The sequence below is a fragment of the Haemophilus sp. SZY H56 genome, from assembly GCF_054332415.1.
Genome location: NZ_JBTGNX010000014.1, coordinates 22,686 through 38,594 on the forward strand (window position 1 = coordinate 22,686; position 15,909 = coordinate 38,594).

The window sequence follows — 15,909 nt, forward strand, 5'->3', positions numbered from 1 at the left end:
CTTATTTCAATGCAAGTTGTAGCTTGCCCTGATGTTTTTCTAATAAAGCCTCTGCTTGAGCACGATCTAATCCACTCAGAATCATCATAATCGCTAATTTCGCATTTTGATCAGCCTGCTTTAATGTCTCTTCTGCGAGAGCCTTATCGCAATCCGTGGCTTGCATGACGATACGAATGGCACGAGCTTTCAGTTTTTTATTACTTGCCTGCACATCCACCATTAAGTTTTGATAGCATTTACCCATTAAAATCATAGAAGCCGTAGTCAGCATATTCAGTACTAATTTTTGTGCTGTGCCTGATTTCAAGCGGCTCGAGCCAGTTAGCACTTCTGGTCCCACGACAGTATCAATGGCAATATCCACAATATTCGCCATCGCTGAATTCGTATTACTTGCAATCGAAACCGTCACTGAACCTAAACGTTTCGCATATTCCAATGCACCGATCACATAAGGGGTTCGTCCACTTGCAGCAATACCCACCAACACATCTTTTGAGGAAAAGTGAATTGTTTGTAAGTCCACCACGGCTTGTGCTTTACTGTCTTCCGCCCCTTCAATTGGATGACGTAATGCGCGCTCGCCGCCTGCAATAATACCTTTCACCATTTCAGGTGACACACCAAATGTTGGCGGGCATTCAGACGCATCGAGTACGCCTAATCGACCACTGGTTCCTGCGCCAATATAGACTAATCGACCGCCTTGTTGAAATGCAGCAACGATACGTTCAACCGCTTGGGCAATTTGAGGTAAACATTTTTCAATTGCCAAAGGCACTTGCTTATCTTCCTGATTCATTAACTGCGCAATTTCCAATGCAGATAAGCTATCTATATGCATGGAATTGGGATTTCGTTGTTCAGTAATTAGAGTTGAAAGGGTTTGTAATAAATTCTCTGCCATGGTTTATTCCTTTGGAAAAATCGCCCCTAAACTGACCGCACTTGTGGCGCCCGTCACACTCGGCAAATTAGCGGGTAAATTATGCATACGACGATAAGCCAACCAAGCAAAAGCTGCCGCTTCCACATAATCGATATCAAGCTCTAATTCCGTCGTCAGTTGAATACGCCAAGTTGGCAACGCCTGTTTTAAACCATTCATGATCGCCTGATTTTTAGCCCCCCCGCCACAAACAAGTAATCGACATGGTAATGTCGTCTGAATATTATTAAGGGCTAAAACAATGCTTTGCACGGTAAATTCAGCCAAAGTAGCTTGCACATCTTGTGGTAAAAGTGCGGTCGTTTTGCCTGCTATTTTTTGAATTTTCCTCTCTAGCCAAGCCAAATTAAATAATTCACGCCCCGTGCTTTTCGGTGGTGGAAGCTGAAAGAAATCTTCATCTAATAATGCCGCTAACAAATCTGGATTCACTTGACCTGAAACCGCCCATTCACCATTTTGGTCGTAAGCTTTGCTTTGATGTTTTTCGATCCATTGGTCAAGCAAGGTATTACCTGTTCCCGTATCAAAGCCAATGACAGGCTGTTCGGGTATCAATAACGATACATTACTTATACCACCAATATTCAGCACCACCGTTGTCCAATGAGGATCAAAAAATACCGCTTGATGAAAAGCGGGTACTAAAGGCGCCCCTTGTCCACCAAACGCCATATCTTTACGGCGCAAATCACCAACGACCGTAATGCCTGTTTTAGCGGCTAATAAATTCATATCACCAATTTGCATGGTAAACGGAAATTGACCTTTTGGGGAATGCCACACTGTTTGACCATGGCAGCCAATGGCATCAATCTGTTCTGGCTTTAACTGGTGTTTACGTAAAAAATCATTGACGCAATCGGCATAAAGCAAGCCAAATTGATGATCGAGTTCACCCAATGCTTGTAACGACGTTTCACCCGATTGAATAAGTGCGGTCACTTTTTCACGTAAATTTGTCGGCATCGGCGTAAAATCTGCCGCAATTAATTTGGTTTGATTCGATTGGATGTCAGTAAGGGCAATATCCACCCCGTCAAGGCTGGTGCCAGACATAATGCCAAGATAATAAGTCATAGTGTTCAATTCATGAGTTTTTCAGAATTATAGCGGATTTAAAAAAAATAAAAAAAGAGAGAACATTATAGTTCTCTCTTTTCATCATGGATGATTCTTATAAGTCATCAATGACTAAATAGATTTTTGCTACTGGACCATGTACGCCAATCACTTTAATCAATTCAATATCTGCGGTTGAACTTGGACCTGAGATAATATTGATACAAGATGGCATACGCTCGCCTTGTTGTGCTTTATCGTGTAACACTTTCGCCACTTGTGCAACACGTGGAAGTACTTGGCTTTTACGTACAACAACAATTGATTTTTCAGGTAATAAACTCACTGAACGTCCACGATCTGCGCTAGAGAATAAGACGATTCCGCCAGTTTCCGCCAAACCATATTCTGCATAAACCACACCAAGATTAGCTTTTTCAGAAAAACTAATATTATCTTGTGCTGTTTCTGGTGACCATGTATGGCAAGTATATTTCGCTTCAAGCGCCGCAGGAATACCAAGTGCGGTCAATCTTTCATCGGAATTAAGCACAACATTACCGCCGCCATATTTTTCACAGAGAGCAAGTAAGGTTTGTACTGCATCAGACTCTTTACACACATTTACGTCCACCATCATGGTTTTAGCTGAATTGGTAAATTCATTCGCTAAATCAACCGCGCTTAAATGGGTTAAACGCTCAGTTGGGTATGTATTGACTGGTGCGTCCATCGGTTCAGGTACGATAGCACGGGCTTTACCCATTTTCGCCGCTAATTTATTAAGAAAATTTTCGCGATTTTGTAAATCCATGCTTATTATCCTCTCTCTCTATTATTAAACCATTGACGGAAACTTTCACCATCTGCTTGTGGTAAATCTCGTGCTTTTGTCCATTCACCCAATGCGCCAAATGTGATTGGTGCTTTCCCATTTTTGATCAACTTACCCGCTAATTTTGCTCCAATATTCACACCAGCTTTCCATAGTGTTGGGTTAGCATTGGCTGTGGTGAAACCAAAAATAGATAAACGCTCCATCGCAGGAGTTTTACCTAACTCTACCATTTTCTCGCGGTGTTTTAAGATTAACTGTGCTAATGGAATACGCACCGGACAGACTGAGTTACACGCATTACATAATGAACAAGCATACGGCAATTCTTTAAACTCATCGTAGCCACCTAGTAATGGAGAAATCACTGCACCAATTGGACCCGGGTAAATAGAACCATAACCATGACCACCGATTTGACGATATGCCGGACAGGTATTCAAACAGGCGCCGCAACGGATACAACGTAAAACTTCTTGGAATTCAGAAGCTAAAATATCTGAACGACCATTATCCACGATAACCAAATGGAATTCTCCAGGTCCATCAGTTTCACCTGCAACACGAGGACCTGTTAACCACGTGTTATAACCGGTTAATTTCGCCCCTACCGCACTACGAGCAAGCATCGTAATTAACACATCCACTTCTTGGAAAGTTGGTGCTAAACGCTCCATTCCCATCACGGCAATATGTGTTTTTGGTAAAGTAGTGGCTAAACGTAAGTTACCTTCATTCGTCACTAAACAAACTGAACCGGTTTCTGCTACGGCAAAATTACAGCCACTGATACCAATATCCGCTTCTAAAAAATCTTGACGAATTTTTTTACGTACGAAACTCGTCATATCTTCTGGAGTTTCCTCACCTTCATAGCCGAGTCGCTCAGCTAAATCTTTGCGGATTTGGTGACGATCTTTATGAATTGCTGGCACAACGATATGGGATGGTTTATCACCTGAAATTTGTAAGAGATATTCCCCTAAATCGGTTTCGATCACTTGCATACCTTCTTTTTCAAGCACGTCGTTTAAACCGATTTCTTCTGTCACCATGGATTTGGATTTTACGATTTTCTTCGCATTTTTCTCTAATGCTACTTTGCGAATATAAGCACTCGCTTCTTCGGCAGTTTCAGCAAAATACACTTTACCGCCATTTTCAATCACTTTTTCGCTTAATTGATACAAATAAGCATCTAAATTAGCTAAAACATGGTTACGAATCTGTTTAGATAAATCACGCCATTCTTCCCAATGACCTAATTCGTCCACCATTTTTTGACGGTTAGCACCAATAGTTTCTTGGGCTTTCACTACCGCTTTACGCATGATAGTATTATGTACTTCGTGATCAACACGCGCTTTAAAAGGAAGATGACTGGTTTTTAGTGACATATTATTTCTCCCCTTGCATTAATACTTCCGCAATGTGCATCACTTTGATCTTGCTGCCTTCGCGTTGTAAACGACCACCAATGTTTAATAAACAGCTGACATCGGCACCAATTAAATATTGTGGTTCAACCTCTTCAATACGCTCAACTTTTTCTTTTACCATTTCGCCAGAAATCTCTGCCATTTTCACAGAGAAAGTTCCACCAAAACCACAACAAGTTTGCTGATTATGAATAGGAAGCAACTCTAAACCTTTCACTCCTTTTAAAAGAGCAATGGGCTCATCAACAATACCTAATTTTCGAGATAAGCTACAAGAAGGGTGATAAACTGCTTTACCTGGCAGATATGCGCCGACATCCGTTACACCAAGTTTATTGACAATAAAATCGGTTAAATCACAGAAACGAGCCACCACTTTTTTTGCGCGCTCTGCCCAATCTAACTCACCCACTTTGGTGAAATAGTCAGGATAGTTTTTAATCGCATAAACACAGGAACCTGCAGGGGCAACGATGGGATAATCGTTCACTTCAAAGGTTTTGACTAAGTTTTTCATGCCAGGGATGGCTTGTTTGGTGTAACCGCTGTTTAATGCAGGTTGCCCGCAACAGCCTTGTTTTTCAAGAAAGATAACATTACAACCGAGTTTTTCCAGTAGTAATACGGTGTTTTTCGCCACACCGCTTTTTACGACATCAGCAATACAGGTAACGTAGAAATTTACGTTCATAAATAATTACTCCAACAGTAATAGAAAATAAAAAGTAAAATATTCGATAAAAGTTAAGCAACCGCCGATAAAGTACGGTTGCTTTTTGCCTCTATTTTAGAGCGCGTAGAATAGCGGAATTAAGAAACTTGCGCAAAGGGCTGCAATGATACCGTAAACGACCATTGGTACAATCGTAGTCTTAATGATTGTTCCTTCTTTGTTTTGAATATTCAATACAGAAGAAACGGCTACGATATTATTAATACATACCATGTTACCCATCGCTCCACCAACTGATTGTAACGCAAGAATTAAGGTCACAGATAAACCGGTGGTTTCAGCGGTCGATAATTGTACGCTACCGAATGTTAAGTTAGATACCGTATTTGACCCCGAGAAGAATGCACCTACCGCACCTAAGAAAGATGAGAAGATTGTCCAGTCACTACCGGTCACTTCTGCAAAGGTACGACCGATGATTTTCACCATAGAATGCTCGCCACCTACTAACATCAAGTTTACCATAACTAAGGCTCCCATTAAGGCAATAAATGGATTTTTTACTTGGCTTAAGCTTGCACTAAAAATACCTTTTGCTCTGCTGAAGTTCACGCCGAAAAGTGGTAATGAAATTAATACGGTAATGACAAATGGGATTAACGCAGGCACATAAAGTAGTTTATAGCTTTCACTCACTTCTGAACCAAAGATATTTTTTAAACTAAAAATTAAACCTTTACTGACTTCAAATGTACCTAATGAACCTAACACGGTGGAGAACCACACATCTTTGTTATTCATTAAGCCTTTTAAGCCTAATTCAGGAATACGTGTAACAATTAAGAATAAAATTAATAAACCAGTAGGGAGTAATGCTTTAGCAACTTGGCCCGTACTAACCGCATTATTATCTAACTTGTTTTCAACTTTCGCTAAACCAATACCTTTATTCGCTACAAATACAGAAATAAAGAGACCAATTGCGCCACCCACTAATGATGGGAATTCATAGTTAAATTGAGCTATGATGGCGAAAGGAATGATACAAGAAAATACACTGATATAAATAAAAACAATATTTTGACGGATTTCTTTCCAGGTCACCATGATGCGTAATGCCATCAATGGAATCACTAATGCCGCAATGGAGTGAATAAACGCTGTCATCGAGCCAATTTCAAGAATCGATTTTGAATCTAATTTTAACGGACCAAAACCGAACCAAGTTGGTGTACCTACTGCTCCAAAAGAAACCGGAACTGAGTTCATCACCAAAGCTAACATGGCGACTTTTAATGGATTAAAACCTAATCCCATTAAAATTGGTGCGGCAATCGCAGCTGGCGTACCAAAGCCACTTGCGCCTTCAATCATAAAAGCAAATGCCCAGCCGATAATCATTAATTGTGCAACTGGGTTTGGGTTAATATTGCCTAACCATTTACGCATCGTATCGGTTGCACCAGATACTTCTGAAAATTTATTAAACAGAATTGCCCCAAAAATCACCGTAATTGGTGTTTGAACAGCCACAATAGCAGCGGTCACATTCGCACTAATCGTTACGATGTCGGTATTAAAATGAAGAAGGTGAACGCCCATCACTAAAGTTGCAATCCAAGGTAATGCAACATAAGAAGGTAATGCATTACGCTTTACCATTAAATAAATTAATAAAATGATGGGAAAAACACTAAGAATAAAAGATAGAGTCATACTTAATCCTCTTATGTAACTAAAAATTGCGCGTATTCTATGGTTTTTGAAGAAAAAGCCTATACCCTATTTAGTGAAATTTGTTAAAAATGTGACAAAGATCTCATAATTTTTTAACATTTTCACCTTTTATTGTAACAATTTTTTAACTATTCAAAAAATCTGATAAAAATACAGGAATTGTGATAGAAAATAAATTTTCATGATAAAATCATATAACGAAAAAATCCTTGCAAAGGCTGACTTTACCAAGGATTTTTAAGTGTAAAATAGATTAAAAGGAACTATTTTTAGCTATTTATGGAATAAGGAAGAGATTCAATTTTTAGAACAGTTCCATCTTCAGGTAAACGGAAATGCATCCCTTCTTCTAAATCGTTATTCATCACCACTTGTAACCATAAAACGCCGTCAAAATTAACCGCACTTACGATCGTGCCCGTTTTACGCCAAGTTGTTTCTAACTGCATTTCTATTTCGCTGCCGATTTTCGGTGTAACCGTGGTTTTTCCTGAAAGCACATACATCGCTCGTTTATTGGCGCCACGATATTTGGCTCGTGCGACAGTTTCTTGCCCGATATAGCACCCTTTAGTAAAAGAAATTGCTTGTTCAATCGCTTGTAGATTTAATGCCTGCGGGATAAATTCATTTTGCGTTTCCGCACTCAAGCTTGGTAAGCCCGCTTGAATATCCGCACAAAGCCATTGTTTTTCATCGCCATTAAAGGTGACATCTAACGGTGTAGGATTGAGCAAAATTGCACGATTTTCATCAATATCTAATTCAATCTGCGCATGAATTCGACCGCACTTTTCACCAATCAAGCCAACAATTTGCCAATCCAATACTTGGAAAGTGACTTTTGAAAACACCGCGTATTTTTTTAACTGATCGAGTGGAGCTAATAAAGCTTTCGGCATTAAAATCAAAAACTGCTCTGCTGAAAGCTTAATTAAGCGAAACAACGAGTGCATTTTGCCTTTAGGATCGCAATGCGCTGTAAGCGTTGAAGCGCCAGCTGCTAAATGCACCACATCACACGTTAATTGGCCTTGCAGATATTTCTCCGCATCGACGCCAGCCACTTCCACCAAATCATAGTGGTTTAATGAAATAAATGTTGCCATGATTTTTCCTATTCAAGGTTTTGAATTTGCTCACGCATTTGTTCGATTAATACTTTTAATTCCACGGCGGAAGCGGTGATATCAGCATTAATGGATTTTGATGCCAACGTGTTAGATTCACGATTGAGCTCTTGCATCATAAAATCTAGTTTACGACCCACTGCCCCACCTTTTTTCAAGATGTTGTTGGTTTCTTTCACGTGCATTTGCAGACGATCTAATTCTTCCGCCACATCCACACGTTGCGCCAATAAAATCATTTCCTGTTCAACACGTTGTGGGTCAAGTTGAATCTTCGCTTCTTCAAAACGTTGCAATAAACGCTCACGCTGCCATTGTAAAACGGCCGGCATTTGTGACCGCACTTTTTCGGCTTCTACCGTAATACCATCTAGACGTTGCTGAATAATGGCTTGTAGTTTTTCGCCTTCACGCCCACGCATTGCAATAAATTCCACCAACAATTCATCAAAAGCTGTCAACAAATCTTGACTGATGGCATCAAGATCTTGCTCAGCCGCTTCCACCACGCCAGGATAACGCAACACATCCGTTAAATTGATTTCGCCCTCGCCAGCTTGCGACTTAATCCATTGTAAAGATTGGATAACTTGATTCGCTAATTCTTTATTTAAATTGAGCTCAGCCGCCGCTTGTTTTTTGCTATCAATACGCAATGAACATTCAATTTTACCGCGAGTGAGATTTTGACGAAGTTTCTCACGCAAAGCATTTTCCAAGCCACGGAATTGCTCCGGCAAGCGAAAAAAGTTTTCCAAATAACGTTGGTTAACCGAACGAATTTCCCAAACTGCATCGCCCCAATCTTTCTTAATTTCAAGGCGTGCAAAGGCTGTCATACTATAAATCATAAGCGCTCTCCTACTATTGTCTCTTGTCTTAATTGATTTGCCGGCTATTTTATCGGGAAAGTGCGGTCATTTCTACCGTACATTTTGTAGAAGAATTTTGTTTCTCCTACTTTACACACTGTAAAGATTAAAATACAATCATCGTAAATTTATTATTACAACCTAAGGAAGATAAAATGAACAAGACCGTGGGAAGTACCTTGCTTGTGGCAGGAACCATGATTGGGGCGGGGATGTTGGCAATGCCTCTCACCTCTGCGGGGATTGGCTTAACGGCGACTGTTTTCTTATTGCTTGGATTGTGGGCTGTGCTTACTTTCACCGCACTTTTATTCGTAGAACTGTATCAAACCGCTGACAGCGATGCGGGGATCGGCACACTTGCTGCACAATATTTTGGTCAAGCAGGGCGAATTATTTCCACTGCTGTTTTAATTGTCTTCTTATATGCCTTAATTGCTGCTTATGTGAGTGGTGGTGGTTCCTTATTAATGGATTTACTCCCAGCCATGGGCGATAAAGACACCATGAACAAAATCGCGGTGCTTGTATTCACCATTTTCTTCGGTAGTTTTATTGTCATCGGCACCCACAGCGTGGATAAAATCAATCGCGTATTATTCTTTGTGATGATTGCTACTTTTATCTTAGTGCTCGCATTAATGCTACCAAACATCAAATTTGATAACTTAATGGCGATGCCAATTGATAACGCTTTAATTATTTCTGCAAGCCCTGTATTTTTCACGGCATTTGGTTTCCACGGTTCCATTCCAAGCTTAAATAAATACTTAGACGGCAACGTAAAAGCCTTACGCATTGCGATTTTAGTGGGTTCCGGCATCACGTTATTTGCTTACTTTTTATGGCAGCTTTCGACGCACGGCTTACTCAGCCAAAATGAGTTTTTACAAATTTTACGTGAAGACGCCACGTTAAATGGCTTAGTGAAAGCGACCTTAGAAATCACTCAAAGCCCAATTATTGCTAACGTAGTAAAAATCTTCTCCACTTTAGCATTGGTCACTTCATTCTTAGGGGTGGCATTAGGTTTATTAGAATGTATCGAAGACTTACTCAAACAATCTTTTGATATTCATGCAGGGCGTATTTCATTAGGTTTAATGACCTTTATTCCTCCAGTGCTATTCTCCCTTTTCTATCCGGAAGGTTTTATTCTCGCGCTGGGTTATGCCGGTCAAATGTTCGCGTTCTACGCAGTGGTTTTACCGGTAGCATTAGTTTGGAAAGCACGTGCGATTCATCCTAACTTGCCATACCGAGTATGGGGCGGTAACGCATTGTTAGTACTTGTATTGGTACTCGGTGTGATGATTACTTCGATTCCTTTTGCTATCCGAGCGGGTTACTTACCTTTTGTCGTGGGTTAAAATGAGCGAAAAAAAGACTGCACTTTTAAGGTGCGGTCTTTTTTTATTCGTTTTATTAAAAATCCCTTTTATAATGACCGCACTTTTGAAATAAAAAAGAGAAAAATATGAAAGCAATTCAGCCCGAAGATCAGGGATATTGGCTATTCACCAAAGGATCGACTATTTATTGGCAGGAAAATGATCTGCCTTTTGGAACAGCAAAGGAACTCGGCCTCATAACGCAAAAAGCAATGTTGCTCAGGAAATGGAAATCACAACCTTTATGGCTTGTGGCAGAAAATGATCAAGATGAACGAGAATACCTTTCCTTACGAAGTTTGTTATCTTTACCAACTGAAGATTTTCATTTATTAAGCCGAGGTGTGGAAATCAATCATTTTCTGAAAACCCATCAATTTTGCGGAAAGTGCGGTCAAAAAGCGGAACAAACTCACGATGAGCTAGCGGTTCAATGCACAAGTTGCGGCTATCGTACTTACCCCGTTATTTGCCCTTCGATTATTGTCGCCGTTCGCCGTGGCACAGAGATTTTGTTAGCCAATCATCAACGCCATTACACGCCAGGTAAAGCGCGTATATACACCACGTTAGCGGGCTTTGTGGAAGTGGGCGAAACCTTTGAAGATGCGGTTCGCCGCGAAGTCTTTGAAGAAACGGGTATTCGCATTAAAAATATTCGCTATTTCGGTAGCCAACCTTGGGCATTCCCTAATTCACAAATGGTGGGATTTTTAGCTGATTACGACAGCGGAGAAATTCAACTGCAAGAAACAGAACTGCATGATGCACAATGGTTTTCTAGCGCTGCCCCCTTGCCAGAATTACCGCCAACAGGTACTATCGCACTCAAATTAATTAATGCTACGCTTGAACTTTGCAAAGCGGAACAAAATAAATAAAGGAAAGTCCATGTCTGAATTAAAAAATGATCGTTATTTAAAAGCCTTATTACGTGAACCAGTGGATATGACACCCGTATGGATGATGCGCCAAGCTGGACGCTATTTGCCTGAATATAAAGCAACACGTGCAGAAGCGGGCGATTTTATGTCTCTTTGCTGCAATGCGGATTTAGCTTGTGAAGTTACCTTACAGCCACTTCGTCGTTATGCTTTAGACGCGGCTATTTTATTCTCAGATATTTTAACTATTCCTGATGCAATGGGCTTAGGCTTAAGTTTTGGTGCAGGTGAAGGCCCGAAATTTGCTCGTCCAATTGAAAACAAAAGTGCGGTCGAAAATTTACCGATTCCTGACCCTGAAGGCGAACTTCAATATGTGATGAATGCTGTGCGTACAATTCGTCGCGAACTAAAAGGCGAAGTGCCACTGATTGGTTTCTCTGGTAGCCCGTGGACACTGGCTACTTATATGGTTGAAGGTGGTAGTAGCAAAACCTTTAATAAAATCAAAAAAATGATGTATGCCGAACCGCAAACCTTACACCTTTTATTAGATAAAGTAGCGGATTCCGTGATTTTATACCTAAACGCACAAATCAAAGCAGGTTCACAAGCGGTCATGGTGTTTGATACTTGGGGCGGTGTATTAGGTCATCGTGAATATTTAGACTTCTCTCTGCAATATATGCATAAAATCGTTGATGGTTTAATTCGTGAACACGATGGTCGTAAAGTACCGGTAACCTTATTTACTAAAGGCGGCGGGTTATGGTTAGAAGCCATGGCTAATACAGGCTGCGATGCGCTAGGATTAGACTGGACAGTTAATTTGGCTGATGCAAAAGCGCGTGTAGGTCATAAAGTGGCGCTACAAGGCAATATGGATCCAAGTGTGTTATATGCACCTGCAGAGCGTATCGAGCAAGAAGTGCGGTCAATTTTATCCGATTTTGGTCAAGGCAGCGGACATGTATTTAACTTAGGTCATGGAATCCACCAAGACGTGCCGGAAAGTGCACCAAAAATCTTCGTGGATGCCATTCACGAATTTTCTAAAGCCTATCATAAATAAGCGAGAAAAAAATGCGAAACCCAATTCACAAGCGTCTCGAAAATGTTGAAAGCTGGCAACATCTGACCTTTATGGCCTGCTTATGCGAACGTATGGCGCCGAATTTTACCTTGTTTTGTCAAATGACCGAACAGGAACAAGCAGAAAAGACCTATCACAACATTTTAAATTTAGTGTGGGAATTTCTAACCGTTAAAGGGGCGAAAATCAATTTCGAAAACCAATTGGAGAAGCTCGAAGAGATTATTCCTGATGTGAATAATTATGACTTCTTTGGTGTGGTACCCGCTCTCGATGCTTGTGAAGCGTTAGGTGAATTATTGCATGCCATTATCGCAGGCGAGACGCTCGAAAAAGCGATTCAAATCAGCCAAATTTCGTTAGGCACAATTTGTTCCTTGTTAGAAACCCAAGAAAACCGTAATCTTTCTGAAATCGAACTGAAAAGCCATGAAGAAATTGAAGAAGAACTTGATCTACAATGGCAAATCTATAGATTACTCAAAGACTGCGAAAAACGAGATATCGATCTAATTTTATCTCTCCGAAACGAGATTAAGCAGGACGGAATCTCCAACATTGGTATAAAAATCGAGCAATGACGTGAGATTTGTCACAATTTTTACAAATCATGCTTTTATTTCCTAAAAAGTTCGATTATCCTTTACCGAGCCGTTAGCGAATAACGGCTAGACTTAGCTAAATAAAATCAAATTTTAATTTAACAGAAGGTACAAATTTATGAACAAAACAGATTTAATTGATGCGATTGCAAGTGCAGCTGAATTAAACAAAAAACAAGCTAAAGCTGCATTAGAAGCAACTTTAGACGCTATCACCAACAGCCTTAAAGAAGGTGAACCGGTACAATTAATTGGTTTCGGTACATTCAAAGTTAACCAACGTGCAGCACGTACTGGTCGTAATCCACAAACAGGTGCAGAAATCCAAATCGCCGCATCGAAAGTACCTGCTTTCGTATCTGGTAAAGCATTAAAAGACGCAATTAAATAATTTGTTTTAAAACGAATTAAAATTAAACCCTGCTTTGTCAGGGTTTTTTATTGTCTAAATTTTAGCTTTACAATCATAATTTTGTCGATATAATTCCGAACCGAAACTTATTACGGAACATAAATAATGAAACGAAATATTCAACACCGAAATACCCAACAACGCAGACATGCCATTATGCAACTGCTACAAGAACAAGGTGAAGTCAGTGTAGAACAGCTAGTACAGTTATTTGACACCTCTGAAGTGACAATTCGAAAAGATCTCACCGCATTGGAAAGTAATGGTTTTCTTCTTCGTAAATACGGTGGTGCTATTTTAATGCCACAAGAAATCATCGAAGAAGAACAAGATAATGAACTTTCGCAACGAAAGTTAGTCTTAGCAAAGGCAGCTGCAGAACGTATTCGTGATCACAATCGCATTATTGTGGATAGTGGCAGTACAACCGCCGCATTGATTAAACAACTTAATCGCAAGCAAGGATTAGTTGTGATGACAAATTCGCTTTCGGTGGCAACCGAATTACGCTCACTCGAAAATGAACCGACGCTCTTAATGACGGGAGGTACTTGGGATATGCGTTCTGAATCCTTCCAAGGCAAGATTGCCGAACAAGTGCTACGTTCTTATGATTTTGACCAATTATTTATTGGAGCCGATGGCATTGATTTAGAACGTGGGACAACAACATTCAATGAGTTAGTTCGCTTAAGCCAAGTGATGGCTGAAGTATCTCGTGAAGTGATTGTGATGGTGGAATCACAAAAAATTGGCAGAAAAATGCCAAATGTGGAATTAACCTGGCAGCAAATTGATGTACTGATTACCGATAACAAATTATCTCAGGCCGACAAAGACGCCATAATGGCACAAGGCGTAGAAGTAATTTGTGTAGATGTGGCATAAAGTGCGGTCAGAAAAACAAGACTTTTAATTTGAGTAAATAAGGAAAAACTATGTGTGGTATTGTTGGTGCGGTAGCACAACGTGATGTAGCAGAAATTTTAATTAATGGTTTACACCGCTTAGAGTATCGTGGTTATGACTCTGCGGGTGTTGCTGTCGTGGATCCAAACCATGAATTACACCGTGTGCGCTGCTTGGGTAAAGTAAAAGCCCTTGATGAAGCAGTTGCAGTAAAACCATTAATCGGTGGTACAGGGATTGCGCACACACGTTGGGCAACTCATGGTGAACCATCTGAAGCCAATGCTCACCCACATACTTCGGGTAACTTTGCTGTCGTCCATAATGGCATCATCGAAAATCATGAAGAATTACGTGAATTGCTTAAATCTCGTGGTTATGTGTTCAATTCTCAAACCGATACAGAAGTGATCGCTCACCTAGTTGAATGGGAAATGCGTTCAGCCTCTACTCTACTTGAAGCCGTACAAAAAACCGTAAAACAACTTACCGGTGCATACGGTATGGTGGTATTAGATCGCGAACATCCAGAACATTTAGTTGCAGCACGTTCAGGCAGTCCATTAGTAATTGGTTTAGGGATTGGTGAAAATTTCCTGGCATCTGACCAACTCGCGTTATTAAGCGTAACTCGTCGTTTCATTTATTTAGAAGAAGGCGACATTGCCGAAATTACACGTCGTACCGTAGATATTTACGATGCAAATGGTCAAAAAGTAGAACGTGAAGTACACGAATCTAACCTTGAAAATGATGCTGCAGAAAAAGGCAAATTCCGCCATTTCATGCAAAAAGAAATCTATGAGCAACCAAATGCATTAATCAATACCATGGAAGGTCGTATCCTTCACAATAACGTGATTGTGGATGCTATCGGTAATGGCGCATCAGAAATTTTAGAAAAAGTTGAACACATTCAAATTGTGGCTTGCGGTACCTCTTATAATGCGGGTATGACGGCTCGTTACTGGTTTGAAGCACTAGCGGGTGTGAGCTGTGATGTCGAAATCGCGTCTGAATTCCGCTATCGCAAATTTGTCACACGTCCAAATAGCTTGTTAGTGACTATCTCTCAATCAGGTGAAACGGCGGATACTCTTGCCGCACTTCGTCTTGCAAAAGAAAAAGGTTACATGGCGGCCTTAACGATCTGTAACGTATCAAGTTCATCTTTAGTACGCGAATCTGATCTTGCCTTCATGACACGTGCAGGCGTTGAAGTCGGTGTGGCATCAACCAAAGCGTTTACCACTCAGTTGGCTGCATTATTAATGTTAGTCACTGCAATTGGTAAAGTAAAAGGCAATATCTCAAACGAAAAAGAAGTGGAAATTGTGAAAGCATTACAATCACTTCCAGCTGAAATTGAAAAAGCCCTTGCGTTTGATAAAGACATTGAAGCATTAGCAGAAGACTTCGCAGAGAAAAACCATGCACTTTTCTTAGGTCGTGGCGAGTTCTACCCTATCGCGGTGGAAGCTTCATTGAAGTTAAAAGAAATTTCTTATATCCATGCTGAAGCTTATGCAGCAGGTGAATTAAAACACGGTCCATTAGCGTTAATCGATGCGGATATGCCGGTTATCGTGGTGGCACCAAACAATGAATTGCTTGAAAAAGTGAAATCAAACATTGAAGAGGTACGTGCGCGTGGTGGTCAGCTTTATGTGTTCGCAGATAAAGAAGCAGGCTTCACACCAAGTGAAGGCATGAAAATAATCACTATGCCAAAAGTGAATGAAATTATTGCACCAATTTTCTACACCGTTCCAATGCAATTATTGTCATACCATGTGGCATTAATTAAAGGAACCGACGTGGATCAACCTCGTAACTTAGCGAAATCGGTAACCGTAGAATAAAGTGCGGTTGAAAATCAGCACGTTTTAATACAAAAAAGCACAGATTTAATCCTGTG

The 15,909-nt window shown here is 40.4% G+C and carries 15 protein-coding genes; 7 read left to right on the top strand and 8 right to left on the bottom strand.

The genetic code is table 11. From position 1 onward, the window contains the following. Position 1: 1 nt before the first annotated feature. The 8 genes from murQ to ACXVWP_RS09805 all read right to left on the bottom strand — a co-directional run bounded on the left by murQ (position 2) and on the right by ACXVWP_RS09805 (position 8,679). On the bottom strand, positions 2–910 hold the full coding sequence (gene murQ / locus ACXVWP_RS09770; protein WP_289901609.1) for an N-acetylmuramic acid 6-phosphate etherase: 909 nt from the start codon (positions 908–910) through the stop codon (positions 2–4). Between the two features lie 3 nt (positions 911–913). Beyond that, the gene (locus ACXVWP_RS09775; protein WP_297569071.1) at positions 914–2,032 is read right to left on the bottom strand and encodes an anhydro-N-acetylmuramic acid kinase; all 1,119 of its coding nucleotides are present in this window, start codon (positions 2,030–2,032) and stop codon (positions 914–916) included. A 97-nt stretch (positions 2,033–2,129) separates the two neighbouring features. After that, the gene (locus ACXVWP_RS09780; RefSeq protein WP_297569075.1) at positions 2,130–2,828 is read right to left on the bottom strand and encodes a LutC/YkgG family protein; all 699 of its coding nucleotides are present in this window, start codon (positions 2,826–2,828) and stop codon (positions 2,130–2,132) included. 5 nt (positions 2,829–2,833) lie between these two features. After that, positions 2,834–4,246, bottom strand: a complete 1,413-nt coding sequence (locus tag ACXVWP_RS09785; protein ID WP_297569077.1) for a LutB/LldF family L-lactate oxidation iron-sulfur protein — start codon at positions 4,244–4,246, stop codon at positions 2,834–2,836. Between the two features lies 1 nt (position 4,247). After that, positions 4,248–4,979, bottom strand: a complete 732-nt coding sequence (locus ACXVWP_RS09790; protein WP_297569080.1) for a (Fe-S)-binding protein — start codon at positions 4,977–4,979, stop codon at positions 4,248–4,250. A 96-nt stretch (positions 4,980–5,075) separates the two neighbouring features. Further along, entirely contained in the window at positions 5,076–6,677 is a 1,602-nt protein-coding gene (locus tag ACXVWP_RS09795; RefSeq protein ID WP_297569083.1) for a lactate permease LctP family transporter, read from the bottom strand. A 290-nt stretch (positions 6,678–6,967) separates the two neighbouring features. Continuing rightward, positions 6,968–7,807: a CAF17-like 4Fe-4S cluster assembly/insertion protein YgfZ gene (gene ygfZ / locus ACXVWP_RS09800; RefSeq protein ID WP_289901615.1), complete on the bottom strand. Its 840-nt coding sequence runs from the start codon at positions 7,805–7,807 to the stop codon at positions 6,968–6,970. 8 nt (positions 7,808–7,815) lie between these two features. Further along, complete coding sequence (locus ACXVWP_RS09805; RefSeq protein WP_014064720.1) at positions 7,816–8,679, bottom strand: YicC/YloC family endoribonuclease; 864 nt, start codon at positions 8,677–8,679, stop codon at positions 7,816–7,818. A 176-nt stretch (positions 8,680–8,855) separates the two neighbouring features. Between ACXVWP_RS09805 and ACXVWP_RS09810 the strand changes: the two genes are divergently transcribed. The 7 genes from ACXVWP_RS09810 (at position 8,856) to glmS (ending at position 15,853) form a co-directional block, all read left to right on the top strand. Continuing rightward, positions 8,856–10,070 (top strand): aromatic amino acid transporter, encoded by a 1,215-nt coding sequence (locus tag ACXVWP_RS09810; protein ID WP_289901616.1) that lies wholly within the window; start codon positions 8,856–8,858, stop codon positions 10,068–10,070. Positions 10,071–10,177: 107 nt separating this feature from the next. After that, positions 10,178–10,972, top strand: a complete 795-nt coding sequence (gene nudC, locus ACXVWP_RS09815) for an NAD(+) diphosphatase (RefSeq protein ID WP_289901617.1) — start codon at positions 10,178–10,180, stop codon at positions 10,970–10,972. A 10-nt stretch (positions 10,973–10,982) separates the two neighbouring features. After that, positions 10,983–12,047, top strand: a complete 1,065-nt coding sequence (gene hemE / locus ACXVWP_RS09820) for a uroporphyrinogen decarboxylase (protein WP_289901618.1) — start codon at positions 10,983–10,985, stop codon at positions 12,045–12,047. 11 nt (positions 12,048–12,058) lie between these two features. Further along, complete coding sequence (locus tag ACXVWP_RS09825) at positions 12,059–12,649, top strand: YjaG family protein (protein ID WP_297569089.1); 591 nt, start codon at positions 12,059–12,061, stop codon at positions 12,647–12,649. A 139-nt stretch (positions 12,650–12,788) separates the two neighbouring features. Continuing rightward, entirely contained in the window at positions 12,789–13,061 is a 273-nt protein-coding gene (locus ACXVWP_RS09830) for an HU family DNA-binding protein (RefSeq protein WP_297569091.1), read from the top strand. A 126-nt stretch (positions 13,062–13,187) separates the two neighbouring features. Next, positions 13,188–13,970 (top strand): DeoR/GlpR family DNA-binding transcription regulator, encoded by a 783-nt coding sequence (locus ACXVWP_RS09835; protein WP_297569094.1) that lies wholly within the window; start codon positions 13,188–13,190, stop codon positions 13,968–13,970. Between the two features lie 50 nt (positions 13,971–14,020). Beyond that, positions 14,021–15,853: a glutamine--fructose-6-phosphate transaminase (isomerizing) gene (gene glmS / locus ACXVWP_RS09840; RefSeq protein ID WP_054419027.1), complete on the top strand. Its 1,833-nt coding sequence runs from the start codon at positions 14,021–14,023 to the stop codon at positions 15,851–15,853. Positions 15,854–15,909: the final 56 nt, after the last annotated feature.